This window comes from Vibrio sp. La 4.2.2 (assembly GCF_027586995.1).
Classification (GTDB): Bacteria; Pseudomonadota; Gammaproteobacteria; order Enterobacterales; family Vibrionaceae; genus Vibrio; species Vibrio mediterranei.
Genome location: NZ_JAPPTJ010000005.1, coordinates 295,449 through 311,814, shown reverse-complemented (window position 1 = coordinate 311,814; position 16,366 = coordinate 295,449). Strand labels below are relative to the sequence as shown.

The window sequence follows — 16,366 nt, the reverse complement described above, 5'->3', positions numbered from 1 at the left end:
ATATGTTTTAGTCCACTACAATCCGCGATCTTATAATTTGAGCCAATAGTAAGTCCTTAAATGACCAATTTTCTTGTTACCGTTTTCAAGCGTGCCGTAAGCACTTCTGCCTTAATCTCTCTAGGTCTAAGTTCAGCGAACGCCATCGAGCTACCTCTATTTAAGAAAGAAGCAGAAGAGCGTGGATATACTCTACCCGAAGCGGTTGGGCTTAGCTTAGGGTATATGAATGTGTCTCAAGGTATTAATGTCGACTCTATTGCTTTGACTGGTTTACCTAGCATTATTAAAGACCTGAATATCAACACACAGGGCGGCTACCAAGAAAGTGAAGTACTTACATTAAAGGCGGATGTTTGGGTCCTGCCATTTCTTAATTTCTATGCAATTGGTGGTAAGTTAAATGGCTATTCAGAAACCACTATTACATCCGCCAACGGTACAATTGACTTAGGCTTTTTGGGCCAGCACGAAGTTAGTATTGACGATATTAATGCACCATTTCGTCTGGACTTAGATGGATATATGTACGGTGCAGGTACGGTTCTAGCCGGTGGCTACGAAAGTGTATTTGCTCTTGTTGACGCCAGTTATACAAAAACAAAATTGACAGTAATTGATGGTGAAATAGATTCTATTGTTGTATCGCCGCGAATTGGCTACGACTTTTCAAGAAATACGGACTTTCCAGTTAGAGCTTGGATTGGTGCTCAGTATCAAAACATCGAACAAACTTTAACTGGAAACGTCAAAGATCTGCCTCTTGGTGGATTAGGAGACCTAGGCTTCATACAAAACGCCAAGTTTACTGTTAATCAAAGTCTTGCAAATAACTGGAACACCCTGTTAGGCGCTCAGTACGAGTTTACTCCAAATTGGGTTTTAGTAACTGAAATGGGTTTGGGGCAACGTAAGAGCTTTTTTGTTACTTTGGATGCGCGATTCTAGCTACCGAGATTGCTGAAGAGAAATCTAACGCATCGATTTAATTAGATAATAATGGAATTTGCATCTAATTTGAGCTTATGTTCGCTTTGGATAGATTCATTCCTGTGCAGGAATGACATTGCTTCTTCGCTAGGGTCGCTTCAGGTGATTGATTACCTACGAAGGCTGGGGTCTTGTTGCAACGGCACTGAATGCGCGCTTTAAGTAGGTCCCTGCCTGTGCAGGGATGACCACCTTTTTGGCTTTGGTCTTGTCTTTGCGCCTATTATGTCGCTTTTTTCTTTGTTAGTTCTAGTAATACCGGTAGTAAAACCAAACTAAATACCAAGATGCAGCTAAGTGCGATGGTTAGCACTAAGCCAATAGAATGCATCCCTCTATGTTCTGCGACGATTAGCGCTCCAAACGTGGCGAGTGTCGTTAGGCAACTAATCAAGGACGCTTTAGGTGTAGAGGTTTTAAAGAAAGCATCGATGTTTCTAACGGCTCTAAAACGCTTAACGATGTGAATACCATTATCGACTCCCAATCCAAATATCAAAGGGATGACAATAATATTGGCCATGTTCATTGATAGATTAAACCAATGCATCATGCCTAAAGTGGTGATTGCAGCTAGGCCAAGCGGAATAAAGATCAAAATAACATCACGCTTCTTGTCTACTGTCCAAATCAAAATCAGTGCAATACCAAATACCGACATCAAGATGGCGGCTTGAAACGCTTGGACAATAATGCTTCCAACTTCTTGCTCTGCTACTGCACGTCCTGTTGCATTAGAAGCGATTTTTTTCACCTGGGAGATAAACTGTTCTAATTCATGAACATTTGTCATATCTCCCTTGGGAGTAACGGCAACCAACCACTCTCCACTATTAGCAATGTAGCGTTGTTGAAGTGATTTTGGTAACTGACTGACTGTCGGAGCGACAAGCTTAGCTTCTGGATTATTCGCAAGTGATGAAAGGTTTTCAAAGAGGTCCATTGTCACTTTCTGGGTGTCAATATCTGTAGGTAATTTCTCAGCATCAACCCAATGTTTTGACAATGCAGACTGTCTAAATTCGGCATAATCCATTGGTTCGTCGACTGACTGAGCATTTATAGCATTGTTTAGTTGTGAGTATCGCTGTTCGATATTATTAGGTATAAAATCACTCGCAATTGTTACGTCTTGAACGCTCTTCTGATTCAATAGCCTTTTTTTCCACTGCTGAGCTTCTTGCTGATCCTTTGCTATAGCATACAATTGGTAACTCGAACCAAGACCGTGTTGCTGAAGTGCATTTAAGCCCGCCACCGACTCGGAATTAGGGTTTTTAAGAACCAATGTCGAGAAGTCGAATTTAAATTGTGTTGCACCATACCCCATACCGACAGCAAGAAGGCATGAAGCTGCGACTACCAGCTTTTTGTTTTCATTCAGTTTTTTTCCAAACCATACAAATCGGTGAGTATCCACTTGGTGCTTCACGGTTGGATACCCAAACAAAGTGAAGAACAACGGTATAATGATAAACGTGGCGGCTAGACCTAAAATCATACCCAACGCAGATATAATGCCCAATTCACCTAAACCAGTGTAACTAGTAGGATAGAAGCTTAAGAACCCTAGGGCCGAAGATAAAGCACACAGTGTAAGCGGTCTAATGGAATGGGCTGCTGCCTCTTTCAAACTTGTCACATTACTATCACCTCTCGTTCTCAGTTCATGAATATGCAAACAGAGGTGAATGGAAAAATCGACGGCTAAACCGATAAACATAACCATAAATACGATGGATATCGTATTGTAAGAACCAACAACAAATAGACCTGCCGCAAATGTCCATACTAAACCGACTAGTACTGTTACGTAGCAAGCAAGAATGACACGTAGAGAGCGAATGCCAATAGCTAGTATTAGAACCAAACCTAACAAAGACGCAGATCCAGCAATAGTAATACTGTTGTTCGCATCGGCGATTTCATCAAAGTCTAAGGCTGCTTGGCCAGTAATTTGGACTTTGATGTCATTCGGTAAATTCTGAGATTCGATAACACGGTGAATAGTTTCTATTATCGCCCTATTGGGCTCTTTTACTGTCTCGTCAGGCTGAGCCACTATCGTAATAGCAAATGCTTTAGGTAGCTCTAAGTTAGTTTTTAATAATTGTTGCCAATCCACTACTTTGCTATCAATCGCTGACAGCAGAGGTCCAAGGGATGCTTGATCTTGCTTATCGAGGGAGCCAAAGTACTGGTTGATGTTTTGTGCTCTTGCTGCTTGAGCGGCAGGTGCAATTTCATCCTGTGCTGTCTCTAATAAACGTTGAAATTCTGTGTCTGAAAAGAAGCCCAGCGAGTATTGTTCAAACCAAGACAGTGAGCTTGGCGCGAATACGTCTTTAAACAAAGCCTCGTTTGCTAAGGCGTCCGATAAATCGTCAACATGCTGCTTTAACTGCGGGTCGCTACTACTAGTAATAAGCAATACGACATTCCCAGTATCAGGGAACGTGCGATCTAACGTTGCTAAGTTCTCAACCCATTGCCCCTCTTGTTTTACTAGAGTAGACAAATCCGCGTTCATTTTAAAATGTTGTTGACCATACCAAGCACAAAGGGCGGTCAGAGAAAGGACGAGAAAAAGTGTTAGCTTAGGAAAGCGTAGAATATGAGAGATAAATCGGTTCACAGTAAGATTTGAGACAAACGTTAGTTAAAGCAATGATAGCCTAAAATCGCTAAACGTTGGTTAACTTCCTGTCAGACCCGACTAATAAAAAAAGGAGGCAGACGCCTCCTTTTTGTAATATTCATCACATGAAGTGATTATTCCTGATCAATCATCCACTTGCGGAATTCTTTACGTTCTTCTTTTGAGGCCTTAAGGTACCAAGCTTTCAGCTGCTCGACATTTTCTGCTTTTGTCGGTTCAGCTTTTACTGTAGTTTTCGGAACGTTATTATTTACAGCAGTAACATCCTTAGAAGTTGCTACCGCAGCTGTTGTCACTATGGTTGCTGTAGCAGCTTGTTCCGCCTTAGTCATTTGACCATTATCGAAGACAATACCTCTTTCAGCATTGTGTGCTGCAATCAGCTCATCCATTTTCATATAAGGTAAGAAACCGCTTTGTGCTTGAAGTTTCTCTTGGGAATAGGAAAGGGTACTGCCGTCTTGTGTGATGCGCCAGGCAGGTTGATCTGTTCTAAATGCGGCTTTTGCCTCTTGTTCACTTCTGGCAACTGGATGATTGATCTTTACTTCATCACCAGAAACATTGAAGGTAAGAACGTATGGAGCAGAGGTGAACAGACCTGAGCTACTGCCTTTCCCTACTTTCTTATCCATTCTCACTACAACTTGGTTTTCACCTTCCACCAACTCGTTTTTTCCTATTCGGCTTTCGGCTTCTTGTCCATTGATAAAATAAACCGAAACACCTTTGAGCGGAATTAGTGTTGCAGCACTTACTGAAAAAGAACAACCAAGTGCTACTAATGCGGCCACCATACTTTTTTTCACGACCCGACTCCCTTACAAAATACGATTGGGTTATTGAGCTAGAATGCCATAGATTTGAATCCTAAAATAGCTATTTTTAGGAATATTTAGCTGTAGAAGATTGATTGCACGCACAAAAAAGAGCCACCCTAAGGTGGCTCTTTCTATATAGTAGGCAATTCTAAATTGAATTAGAATTCAGCTTTAGCACCGATTGCGAAGCCAACACCGTTTTGAGTGTAGTAGCCGTTAGTTGTGTCTGTTTCAGAGTAACCGTTACTACCACCAACTTCAGCATATACAGTTGCAGATGGAGCAACCTTGTAACCAGCATTCACGAACCAGTTTGTTTCTTTATCGTTGTTAACTTGGCTAGTAGCAGAAGTGTCTACATAGTTGTCATCACTTAGATTAACTTGGCTAACACCAGCAGCAAATATCCACTGATTCATAGTATAATCTGCCGCGAAGCCGAACGTTTGTGCTGTAACGCTATCTCCAGCTTTTGGATCCATCTTCATGTTGTAGTAACCTAACTCAAGGTTTAGGTTCTCAACACCAGACCAACGACCTTCGATTGCGTATAGAGTTTCTTTATCGCCATCATTCATTGAATCTGGAATCAATGCTAGGTTATCACCTTTGAAATCAGCTTGGCCAAAGAAACCTGTGAAATCAAAGTCAGCAACACGGAAACCAGCTTTAGCATCAACCATATAGCCATCTGTACCTAGGCCAGCGTTGCCGTTTTTATCTTGCTTGTATGCGATACCACCGTAAAAGTTGCCTTTATCAATATCGTAACGGATAGACTCATCAGCACCGAATGGTGAACCGTTTGAGAAGAAAGAGTTTAGACCGAATTGATAGTCAGAGCCGATACCAGCATCGTCAAGCATAGAGTCAAGACGACCAACGATTAAAGAACCAGCAGTTTGCGAGTAAACACCTACATAAGTGTTACCAGCTTTAACTGCGTTACCAGTTAGACCGTTATCTGCACTACCGTCGAATTCCCAGTAAGCGCCAAATTGTAGGTCATCGTTAATTGCATAACGTACGTCGAAGCCAAAATCTGCGTCTTGAATTTCTTGCTTAGTTTCAGCGCCGTCTTCGAAACCTTTTTTGTAAACAACTTCAATGTCACCTTTTAGGTTAACAGTAACTTTGTTTTCGTTATAGATTTCGATACCTGCTTGCGCAGAACCCGCTGCTAGTACAGCTAGAGCTACTAGAGTTTTTTTCATGATAATCCACTGCCTTTTCTTAGATGGGAATTCCTTTTCGGTTCCCTTTTTTAATATATGTGACGTCTAAATCTTCCTTCAGAACGACAACCTTTTGTCCTTTGGTTGATTCAGCGTCTTTAAATCTCGAAACCAAGAATGCAAAAGTTATCAGGCAATGTCAAACACTCTAAACAAAATAAATAAATATATGTAAAACATTAAAAATCAAGAACTTGTGAATTTCATAGTGACGTATCGCAAATTTTTTGAACACCTTTCGATTGCAATACTAGTCTTGTTTTTGGGTAACATTCATAAATATAATTCTATAAACAGTGTGAATTATATACATCAATCAGAACTTTATTCGTTACAAGTATGTTTTTTGGCGTTTTATATTTTTTATCATGCGAAAAATATAACCTAATGTGAAAGTTCACTTATTTTTTGTGACTTTGATCTAAATACCCACACTAGATACGACTGTTTTTGAACATATTTTTCACTAGCTAAAGTGTGCTACACTCGCTCGTCGTCAATTTAGGGCTGTTTATGCTTACCAGTAAAATCCAACAATCCATTCGCCAGAGTTATCAAAACCTTCAGAATCAGCTAGAAAACTTTGTTCCGCGTCGAGCTCAGAACTATCTTGTTTCAGAGATCGCTAAAACACTTTGTGGCCAGTATCACAAATCAACTCGTATTATTGTTGCAGAAGCAGGTACTGGGATTGGAAAAAGTCTGTCTTATTTAATGGCAGCTATACCTGTTGCCGTTCAAAATAATCGTAAGGTGGTTATTTCTACCGCAACAGTTGCCTTGCAAGAACAGTTACTTGATAAGGATTTGCCACTGTTCCGACGTATTACCGATCAAAACTTCTCTTTTATTATTGCTAAAGGAAGACAGCGTTATTGTTGCGCCGAGAAATTGGCCGTGGCATGCGGTGCCGATGGTGGTCAAATGGCCATGTTTGAAAGTAAGCCTAAAAAATCTGATATCGAACAGCTTCAACTCATGTACGAGAAGCTAGCTCAAGGTAAATGGAACGGAGACAGAGACTCCTGGCCGAAGCCCATTGATGATGTCATTTGGCAAACCATCGTTAGCGAAAAGCACAGCTGCAATAACAGTTTACCTGCTCACCGAGGCTGCCCATTCGCTAAAGCGCGGTCTGAACTTGATAAAAACGATGTCATTATTGCCAACCATAGTTTGGTAATGGCGGACGCAGACCTTGGTGGCGGCGTCATCCTCCCAGATCCCGAAAATACCATCTTTATCTTCGATGAAGCTCACCATCTACCGCACGTAGCTAGAGACCATGCATCCGCAGCGGCTACTTTAAAGGGTGCCGCCTCTTGGTTAGAAAGATTGAATCAGTCTGCGAGTAAGTTCTCTGGTTTAGCTGACGAGAAGCGGGTTGGTCGCTTTCGCAACGAACTACAGGATTCCATACAGCAGCTCATCCCTCTATTAAATGAGGTCAATTCTTATTGCTCTGGTCTTCCATTTGAAGAAGACAGTTGTCGTTTCGAGAATGGCGAGTTACCCAGCTGGCTAGAAGAGCAGTCTAAAGCACTCAAACAGTTTTCTCAAAAAGGCGCACAAGCATCGGCGAAAATTGCTGACCTCATTTCAGAAAGACTCAAAGACGGAGAGGTTTCAGCCAAACTAGCCGAACCCGCTTTAGCCGAATTGGGTTTCTATATTCAGCGATTTGATAATCTAGCTGCGGTATGGCGACTCATGGCCGAGCCTAAAAAAGAGAAAGGTGCACCATTGGCACGCTGGGTAGAAAAAAGCAAAGAGCGTGAGGGTGACTACGTAATCAGTGTCGCGCCTCTTGAGGTAGGCTGGCAATTAGATCAGCAGTTATGGTCTCGATGTGTAGGCGCCGTACTTGTTTCAGCGACGATGCGTGCACTCAATTCCTTCGCTTTTTTCTGTAACCAAGCAGGTATCAGTCAGAAATCTGAAGATGGCGTCCAATTTTTAGCTTTAGCGTCACCTTTTAATTATGCAGAACAAGCAGAGCTTATTGTGCCCAAAATGCGTAATGAACCGCAGGCCCCTCAGTTTACTGAAGAGTTGACTGAAAAGCTGTTCGACTTTATTCAGGACGGCAAAAGTAATTTAGTGCTGTTTTCCTCTTATTGGCAAATGAATAAAGTTGCCGATGAGGTGCGATCGAAATTCGCTCTAAAAGGTTGGCATCTGCAGATTCAAGGCGAGAAATCACGTACAGAAATTCTAAATAAACATAAAACACTGACTCAATGTCAAAAAACCAGTGTGCTTTTTGGAACAGGAAGCTTTTCTGAAGGGCTAGACTTACCAGGGGAGCTACTAGAGAACTTGATTATCACTAAAATACCTTTTGCGGTGCCGACTTCTCCCATCGAGCAAGCACACGCCGAATATATAGAGAGCAAAGGTGGCAATCCGTTTCTTCAGATTACAGTTCCAGAGGCGAGTAAAAAACTGATACAATCTGCAGGCCGTTTGCTACGTAAAGAAAGAGACTGTGGAACTCTCTATATTCTCGATAGGCGAATCGTCACAAAAAGGTATGGCAAGTCTCTGCTCGATTCCCTACCCCCTTTTAAAAGAACAATAGAATACTAAGGTCTCAAATCTCGATGGAATTTATCGAACCTAGCATGTTGGTTATTTTGGCGCTTGTCGCCTTTGCTGCAGGCTTTATTGACGCGGTCGCAGGCGGCGGCGGAATGCTAACGGTACCTGCACTGCTATCGCTAGGGCTTCCTCCACACATAGCACTCGGTACTAACAAGCTAGCAGCTACGTTTGCCTCATCTACCGCAGCGTTTACCTACTATCGCAAAAGGTTATTTAGCCCTGAATGCTGGTATCGAGCTTTTATTGCGACACTCATCGGCGCGACTATTGGTACTCTCGTTGTTGATATGATCAGCACCGAATGGTTAGAAAAGATCCTACCTCTTATTATTCTTGCCGCAGCGCTCTACACGGTTTTTCAAAAAGCACCTCAAGGCGATGAACAGAACAAGGTCCATGTAGGCTGTCCAAAGTTTAATCGAAAGCAGTACTTACAAGGGCTGTCTTTAGGCTTTTACGATGGTGTTGCCGGTCCCGGCACTGGTGCATTCTGGACCGTCAGTTCAATGGCTTTATATAGACTGAACATTTTATTCGCTTCCGGCCTCTCAAAAGCTATGAACTTCACCAGTAACTTTACCTCATTAATAACGTTCGCGGTATTGGGCCATATTAATTGGGTCTTGGGCTTAACCATGGGGCTGTGCTTAATGGCTGGTGCTTATATCGGCGCACATTCCGCTATTCGATTTGGTGCCAAGTTCATTCGACCTATCTTTGTTACCGTGGTAAGCATTCTGGCCATCAAACTAGCGTATGATGCTTGGTTATAATTTGATAGAAGAGAGAAGGAGTCTGCAATGAAATTGTCTGAAGTTAAAGCTCGACTAAAGCAACTCCATCAAGATGCTCAAGAATTTGATTTTCGAAATCGTGGTCATAAAAAGCCACTCTTTGATGAACACCTTTTCTCCGCTTCCAACTTACTGCTTCAACCTTGCGTTATAGAAGCCGAGCGAAACTTAGATAAAATCATCACATTGAGTAAACAAGGTATTAGCGGCTCTTCTTCAGAGATTTGGGTGACAAAGTTTACCGAGCAGCTTGAAGCGATTGAGCGAGTCTTGCTCATTGCTAATACACACACTGATACTGCTTTAGAATGCAAGTCCCTCGAACAACTGAGGGCTGATCTTAAACAACATCAAGTTTGGGAACAAAAGTTGTGCACTCTTGTGAGGCAACAAGAACAGTGCCTGATAGATGATCAAACTACCAAACCACAACTTATCTCGACCGAACAACGTTTACAACGCTGCCGCAATGCTATGAATGCGATTCAGCACACCATCAATCAAAAGATGAGGTTTATATAATGTCTTCTGAATCTGGGCTCGATAACGCACCTGAAGAAATCAAACTTGCCGTTGATCTCATCTTTCTACTGGAAAGTAATGAGATTGATCCTAAAGTGGCACTCAAGGCGCTAGAAATCGTGAAAAGCGATCTATTAAGAAAAACGGAGAACTCTTAGGCTAAAACCTCCACCCAAACTTCATAAGCCGTAAAAAAGCCTTCTAACAAGAAGGCTTTTTGGTTTTTCTTTACGCTGTTGCTTGTTCAACTAACTTTTCAGCGTCATCTAATCGTTTATTCTCACCAAAACCGCGAAGACCGACAACATGAACATGCTCGTGATCTTTGAACACTTTACGCACCAATTTGTACGTCGTCCCTTTTTCTGGGCTAATGTTCTCCGGAGCGGCAATGAGTAGCTGCATCCCTTGGCGGTCACAAAGTTCAAATAATGTCGCGATGGATTTAGCATCAAGACGCGCAGCCTCATCCAGGAACAGTAAACGACAAGGCAAGATATCTTTGCTGCGTAAACGACGCGATTCTTCTTCCCAGCTTTGCACTACCATTAACAGAATTGACTGACCTGTACCGATGGCTTCACCTGTCGATAGTGCGCCCGATTCTGCCTGTAACCAGCCATCAGAACCACGGTTAACCTCGACACTGAGCTCAAGATAGTTTCTATAATCTAGTAGCTCTTCACCCAATACTTGCGGAGAGCGTTGCCCCATATCGATATGTGGGTTAACACGCTGGAACAACTTGGCCATCGCTTCAGAGAAGGTATAACGTGTTGTCTCGAACAAGTCTTTGTGCTCAGCCGTTAGAGCTACTAACAATTGCTCATGGCTCTCACGAATCTTGACATTAAGTCTTACGCCTTTCACCTGACCAAAATGAATATTCGATAGACCTTGGTTAAGCATACGAATTCGATTCTGCTCACGCTGAATCGTTTTCTTGATGATGCTTGATACCGATTCCGAACTAATAGCCAAACGGTTTTCGCGTTGCGTCAGTTCTTCGGTCAAGCGGGCCAACTCTACTTCCATCTCTTCAATAGCTTCAACAGGATCATCGGTGCGGATGATATCCTGACGGATGCGCTCTCTTAGATGTTGATATACAGCGATATAGAACAGGACTTTGCGTTCTGGTTTTGAAGTATCTTCCGACTGACGCAGTGAATCACGCAAGTCTTCACTATCAGCAACTGCCAAACGCAGTGCACCCAGTGACTTATCCGACATTGAACGCAATTCACCAGCACTCATGTAGGCGAGTTCACGTTTGTGTAATCGACGTTCTACGTCATTAGCTTTGGCTAGACGCAATACGCTGCACCATCCCGCTTTTGCTGCTACCACATAAGTACGTAACTCAACGTACTCTTTCTGAACCTTTTTCAGACGTTTCGCCAAACCTTTCATTTCAAGTTCAGTGGACGTCATGGTTTTCTCGTATTCGCTCTTACGAGTACGAGATGTTTGCAACGCTAACTGAAGCTCATTACGACGCTGCTCTGCGCGTTCCAATGCAGACTCATCAGGGACAATACCGTATTCCTGAAGCTCTGCTCTAAACTCTTGAACCGTTTCCAGTTTAGCTTGATGAGAACTCTTAAGAGACGCCAGTACTTGGTTGTATTGGTTAGCTTGCTCCTGAACTTGCTTTAAGCCTTCGCGCAAACGAGCACGCGTTGATTCAGCTTGCACCAACTTCGCTTTAAGTTGCTCACTAAGTTCACTACTTTGATTCAACATATTTATGGAATCTGCATAAGCAAAGTAAGGACGACGCTCAGCCAAATCGGCAACGGCAAAGATCTGAGCTTTTAATGCTTGTAGATTTTTGTCCGCAGATTGGTATTGCTCCGTTAACGCTTCAAACTGTTCAGGGTCACTATCCAACGCATTGACCACACTAGATAGTTTTTCTAATGCGGAACCATGTTGATTAACATACGATTTCGCTGAGGTTAGCTGTTCCATTTGCGATTGCAGCTCTGCAAATCGCTCAACCAATGTCTCATCAAACAAAACATTTGATGAAATCGCCAATCGGTCAAGTAAACCAACCAATTGTTTTGTCGCCACCAGCTGCGCGTTGATATGCTGTTCATGTTGTTTGTGGTCGCTTAGCTCACGAGTTACAGCACTTCGTTGCTCACGCAGACGTGCTAGCCGTACTTCAGGGTCGGATTCAAATGCTAGCTGCATATGCTGTGCTGCGAAAGCATTGAATGCTTGGTATAGACGTTGCAGCTTTTGAGCATCAAACGCCGCTTTCGCGTGTTTTTCAACGGTCTCTTCACGTTGTTCACGCAGTAGCTCCAAACGCTGTTCACGCGCCGCTCGGCCAAATAGAGGGATCTTCGGAAAACGCGAGTAACGTAACTGTCTTTCATTAAGCTGTACGCACACTGCACCATCTAATTCGTCAGCATCAAATGAACTATCATCAAATGCATCGATGTCGCCTTCGATGATGTACAGATCTTCAGGGCAGTCATCAAGCTCTACCAGCTTTTCTTTAATTCCGTCAAGGTTTGACACTACAATCGCATGACGAGCAGGACCATACATTGCGCTAAAGTACGGCGCATCATCAATAGTAATGTCATCGTAAATCTCAGAGAGAAGCACGCCACCCAATGTATCTGCCAAGCCTTTCAAGCGTGGATCATTTGAACCACCCGGAGACGCAAGACGTTCAATCTCAAGATCAAGTTCTTCACGACGTTTCGCTAGTGAGTCGCGCTCAAATGAGGTCTTACGTTCGTTATCATTCACTTCTTGCATTGAGCTGATAACATCCGCTCGATCTGTCAGTTCCAGGCCACTTTGCTCTCTTAACTCTTCTAGCGCATTGTATGACTTAATCCATTGAGGAGCATAACGTTCAAGTTTACTAATTTCAGAAACGAGTTCCTGTTCACGCTGCTTCGCGTCACTTGATGATTCACGTAACTGCTCAAGTCGTTGCTCGCCTTCTAGCACTTTTTCGCGCTGACGCTCCGCTTCTATCTCAATATCCATCTCATTGGCTATTGTGACGCCAACACTATGGAGATCGTTAACCAGTTGCTGAGCTTGCTCTTTACGTTCAATATTCTTTTCAGTATCGCGGAACTGTGCTCTTAACTGGGATTCATTGCCTAGCAGTTGACGCTGCTCATCCACTTGCTTTAACGCTAGTCTCGCTGCGCTTGCTGCTTTATTACGAGGTACATCGCCTGCAACTTGCTGGACGAGTTCTAATGCAAGTTCAAACTGCTTCGCCGCAGCAGAAGACATATCCAGCTTATGCTTAAATTCCAGCAATTGAGTAGTACGTTCAGCTTCTTCAGTTTTCAGCTGGGTTAGCTTAGTCGCAGCACCATCTTGTTCAAGAGCATCATCATCAAGCAGCTCACGCGCTTTCTCTAACGCTTGGACCGCCTGCTGATATTGCAGCGCGCGGGTCTGTTGCACATCCAGAGCTTGTTGGTAATCTGCGAGCTGCGTTTTTAAGCTATCCACTTCTTCTTCAGCGAATGTCGCTTGCTCTTCTGCGGCTAACTTGCGTTCGGTGGCCTCTTCAACCACCATCATTTGCTCTTCAAGACGCTCGTTGAGCTCCTCAAGATCTTCCTGATAACGTTCGATCTTCTCTTGTTGGCGCAAAGCATTTTGAACCAACAGTAAGTGATCTTGCGCGCCTTGATAATCTTGTTCGAGCCCAGATTCGCTTTCGAGAAGCATAGACAATTCTTTCTGAACCTTGTTGAGCAATTCATTCTGTGCAATCAAGGTCTGTCTTGAGCCAAACAACTCATTGCGCATCGCCATTGTACTTTCGAGCTTATTACGGCGCTCATTGGCATGGCGCATGTAATCTGCAGCAACATAGTTCGTTGATTCGGTGATTAGGTGCTTGAACAGGTCGCGGTCGGCTTGCGTCGTTTTGATTGCTTCTAGGGTCAAACGGTTTTCGCGCAGTGCCGATTCCATATCTTGGAATGCTTTTTTCACGCCACCATTTTGAGGCAATAGATAGTCACGAAGCGAGCGAGTAATGGCGCTTGAAATACCACCATATAGCGAGGCTTCAATCAGGCGATAAAACTTCGAGCGGTCGCTGCTATTGCGCAATTTCTTTGGCAAGACACCAAACTCAAACATTTGCGCATGATAATCAACAATAGAATTAAACGCCTTAAAGTGAACGCCTTCCATACCACTGACCGCATCTTTCACTTCATTGATTTGGCGGACACGAGCATGGTTGTCAGACACTGCTTCAATTAGGATATCGGTCGGCTTAACGCTGCTTGGCAAACCTTGAATAATAAACGGTTTAATATCGACTTTTTTATCTCGTCCAGCAACTTGCTGCAACTTAACCACGAACAAGACTCGTTGATTGCGTGAGTTCACAACGTCGAGTGCCGAGTAACATGTACCTGGTTGCAGCTTACCGTATAGGCCTTTGTCTCTCGATGCCTGAGAACTGCCGGCTTCTGTCGTATTTCTAAAGTGAAGCAAGCTTTGGTCGGGGATCAGAGCCGTGATGAATGACGCCATTGTAGTAGATTTGCCCGCACCGTTACCTCCAGATAACGTGGTCACTAGGCTATCAATGTCAAAAGTACGCGCGAAAAAGCCGTTCCAGTTGACCATCGTCATTGATTGATACTTACCTCTTTCAATCATACGTCAGCCTCCTGATCATCTTGCTGAATATCCAATTGTTCGGTTAACTCTGTCTCTTTCACTTCTTCGTTAGGAATTAAGCTACCTTGTGATGGTGCTTGAGTATGCGCTACCGCTTCGCCATCGCGGATCAGTCTCAATTGAGCATCACGCATATCGTCACCAACCCTAACGTCGGCGCCAAAGCGGAACACCGCCTCACTGATACGGAACTTACCTGTATCACCAATAGAGATCGTCATACCTAGGCGGCGTAGACGTCTTAAAGACGTACGTACTTTTTCAAACAGTTTTTCTTTATCGAGATCAGATCCTGTTGCGCGATTAGTGACGAGGCGCATCAGTTTCTTTTCATCAGCGAGTGCCAATAACTCGTCATACAGTTCTTGATTGGTAAAGATGCCTTCATGAGCTAGACGCTCTGGGCTCAAATACAAAAAGCACAGTACTTTGCCCACCAGCATATCTAATTCTGACAACACACTTCGACCGATTAACGTAGTCGAACGAGGGCGTAAATAGAAGAATCCTTCAGGCGCTTTCACCAATTCGGTGTTATAACGCTGATAGAAACTCGCCAGCTCCACATCAAAATCACACAAAAGGGCGTGATTATCCATGTCCTCTGAGGAGATGTGTTTACCCGCACGAAGTGCACTATCTAGTGCAGGAAAAAGCGGATTTGTTATCGCTTTTGCCAGTTTTTCTGACATGTATTCGTCAATATTTGTCGATGACATTTGCTTGTACCTTTGCACCAAAATCGTTGATAGCTTGCCAATCTGGTTGAATGGCTGAGTAATCGGATTGGGAGTAGCCCAACCGAACTGCTTGATCCACAACGATTCTTGCGAGATCGAAATGATGAGTGTATGGGTGTGCTGCAAGATAATCTCGAAGCACTATGCCTAAATCAATTGGAGCACCCTGCTCTTTATGCACTTTCAGCATGTCTCCAATACGTTCGGCTAGTTCATCATTTACTTGTTCAAATTCTTCATATTCCACTTCAAGTGGCACAGCTCCCGTCACTTCGTCATTACGAAGCACCAAAGCTTCATCACGAAGATCTGTGAGTTTTTCTGCGTCGGCATAGGTTAAATACCATGGCGCATCAAAGTAGTCCGTTACTGACTGGCGAAGTCTTTGGCTGAATGCACGGTTTTGATCCATATCGATCGCAGTACGAATAAATTTATGTACGTGACGATCGTAACCAATCCATAAATCGATCGCTTGCTGACCCCAGCTAATGATTCGATCCAGCTTCATTTGCAAGCCAAAGAGCGCCTCTCCCACAAACTCAAGCTCATCGTCACCATAGACGATCTCTTGGATATCTAGAATTTGAGTTTGTAGCTCATCCCCAGCTGCTTGCAGAGTATCTTGAAGCTCACGAAGATTCGCGGAGGTTTCAGACAGCAAAGCTTCGCAATTGTTGATTGCTTCTCGCCAGTCTTTATTGAGTAGCTCTGCGATTTGCACTTTGACTGATTGCTGCTGTTCATCCATAACTCGTTGGTTCAAATCAATCTGGTCGAAGATTTCACCCACTGAGTATTTCAAAACGCCAAATACGTTCTTGCGCCAGTGACCAACCGTTCCGCCTTCCTGAGCCGCGAGAATGGCTTTCGCCATTTCATCCGCCACCATTGAAAGCTGGATAGAGAGTCTGAGCTTGGAGAACTCACGATGCCTGACGTAGTAATCCGTAATGCCAATCGCAAGTGGACTGAGACGGTAGATGCTCGCGCCATCGTTTACCTCACTGGTAAAACGACTTAGCAGCCTCTGTTTAACTAATTCATTAATTGCATTATTGGCACGAAACGCGGTCGCTTCGCCCGTTTGCTCGAACTGTTGGGTGACGATCTTGAACGCATCATGCAGTTCCCCTTCCCCAAGTTCTTCATCAAATCTTTCATTACTCAATACCGCAATGGATATGAGAAATGCCAACCGTTCAGTGGAAAGATTTAATGCAAAATCATGCTGTTTGACCCAGCCGACAAGTTCATCAATCGGTCGGTCATCTGCAATCAGAGTGTTATCACTCATGGTCTT

11 protein-coding genes are annotated in these 16,366 nt (G+C 43.6%); 5 read left to right on the top strand and 6 right to left on the bottom strand.

Annotated features, from left to right (window positions below):
• The first annotated feature begins 60 nt into the window (after positions 1–60).
• Positions 61–948: a TonB-dependent receptor gene (locus tag OH456_RS13400; protein ID WP_252038186.1), complete on the top strand. Its 888-nt coding sequence runs from the start codon at positions 61–63 to the stop codon at positions 946–948.
• Between the two features lie 265 nt (positions 949–1,213).
• Here OH456_RS13400 and OH456_RS13395 read toward each other — a convergent pair whose 3' ends face one another.
• The 3 genes from OH456_RS13395 to OH456_RS13385 all read right to left on the bottom strand — a co-directional run bounded on the left by OH456_RS13395 (position 1,214) and on the right by OH456_RS13385 (position 5,684).
• A complete protein-coding gene (locus OH456_RS13395; RefSeq protein WP_270033655.1) occupies positions 1,214–3,508 on the bottom strand; it encodes an efflux RND transporter permease subunit in 2,295 nt (764 codons plus the stop codon).
• 254 nt (positions 3,509–3,762) lie between these two features.
• Positions 3,763–4,458 carry a YccT family protein gene (locus OH456_RS13390; protein WP_270033654.1) on the bottom strand — a complete coding sequence of 232 codons (696 nt, stop codon included), beginning with the start codon at positions 4,456–4,458 and terminating at the stop codon, positions 3,763–3,765.
• Between the two features lie 170 nt (positions 4,459–4,628).
• Complete coding sequence (locus OH456_RS13385) at positions 4,629–5,684, bottom strand: porin (protein ID WP_270033653.1); 1,056 nt, start codon at positions 5,682–5,684, stop codon at positions 4,629–4,631.
• Positions 5,685–6,218: 534 nt separating this feature from the next.
• Between OH456_RS13385 and dinG the strand changes: the two genes are divergently transcribed.
• From dinG to rsmS, 4 genes are read left to right on the top strand one after another with little or no spacing between them, the layout of a single operon-like run.
• Entirely contained in the window at positions 6,219–8,294 is a 2,076-nt protein-coding gene (dinG, locus tag OH456_RS13380; RefSeq protein WP_270033652.1) for an ATP-dependent DNA helicase DinG, read from the top strand.
• Between the two features lie 14 nt (positions 8,295–8,308).
• On the top strand, positions 8,309–9,082 hold the full coding sequence (locus OH456_RS13375; protein WP_006074961.1) for a sulfite exporter TauE/SafE family protein: 774 nt from the start codon (positions 8,309–8,311) through the stop codon (positions 9,080–9,082).
• 27 nt (positions 9,083–9,109) lie between these two features.
• Positions 9,110–9,625 (top strand): primosomal replication protein PriC, encoded by a 516-nt coding sequence (gene priC / locus OH456_RS13370; protein ID WP_006074960.1) that lies wholly within the window; start codon positions 9,110–9,112, stop codon positions 9,623–9,625.
• Positions 9,625–9,783, top strand: coding sequence for a pleiotropic regulatory protein RsmS (rsmS, locus tag OH456_RS13365; RefSeq protein ID WP_006074959.1), 159 nt, complete (start codon positions 9,625–9,627; stop codon positions 9,781–9,783). The genes priC and rsmS overlap by 1 nt, the downstream gene beginning before the upstream one ends.
• A gap of 70 nt (positions 9,784–9,853) precedes the next feature.
• Here the strand turns inward: rsmS and mukB are convergent, their stop codons facing one another.
• From mukB to mukF, 3 genes are read right to left on the bottom strand one after another with little or no spacing between them, the layout of a single operon-like run.
• Positions 9,854–14,302 (bottom strand): chromosome partition protein MukB, encoded by a 4,449-nt coding sequence (gene mukB, locus OH456_RS13360; protein WP_270033651.1) that lies wholly within the window; start codon positions 14,300–14,302, stop codon positions 9,854–9,856.
• A complete protein-coding gene (gene mukE, locus OH456_RS13355; protein ID WP_006074957.1) occupies positions 14,299–15,042 on the bottom strand; it encodes a chromosome partition protein MukE in 744 nt (247 codons plus the stop codon). The genes mukB and mukE overlap by 4 nt, the downstream gene beginning before the upstream one ends.
• Positions 15,023–16,360: a chromosome partition protein MukF gene (gene mukF / locus OH456_RS13350; protein ID WP_006074956.1), complete on the bottom strand. Its 1,338-nt coding sequence runs from the start codon at positions 16,358–16,360 to the stop codon at positions 15,023–15,025. The genes mukE and mukF overlap by 20 nt, the downstream gene beginning before the upstream one ends.
• Positions 16,361–16,366: the final 6 nt, after the last annotated feature.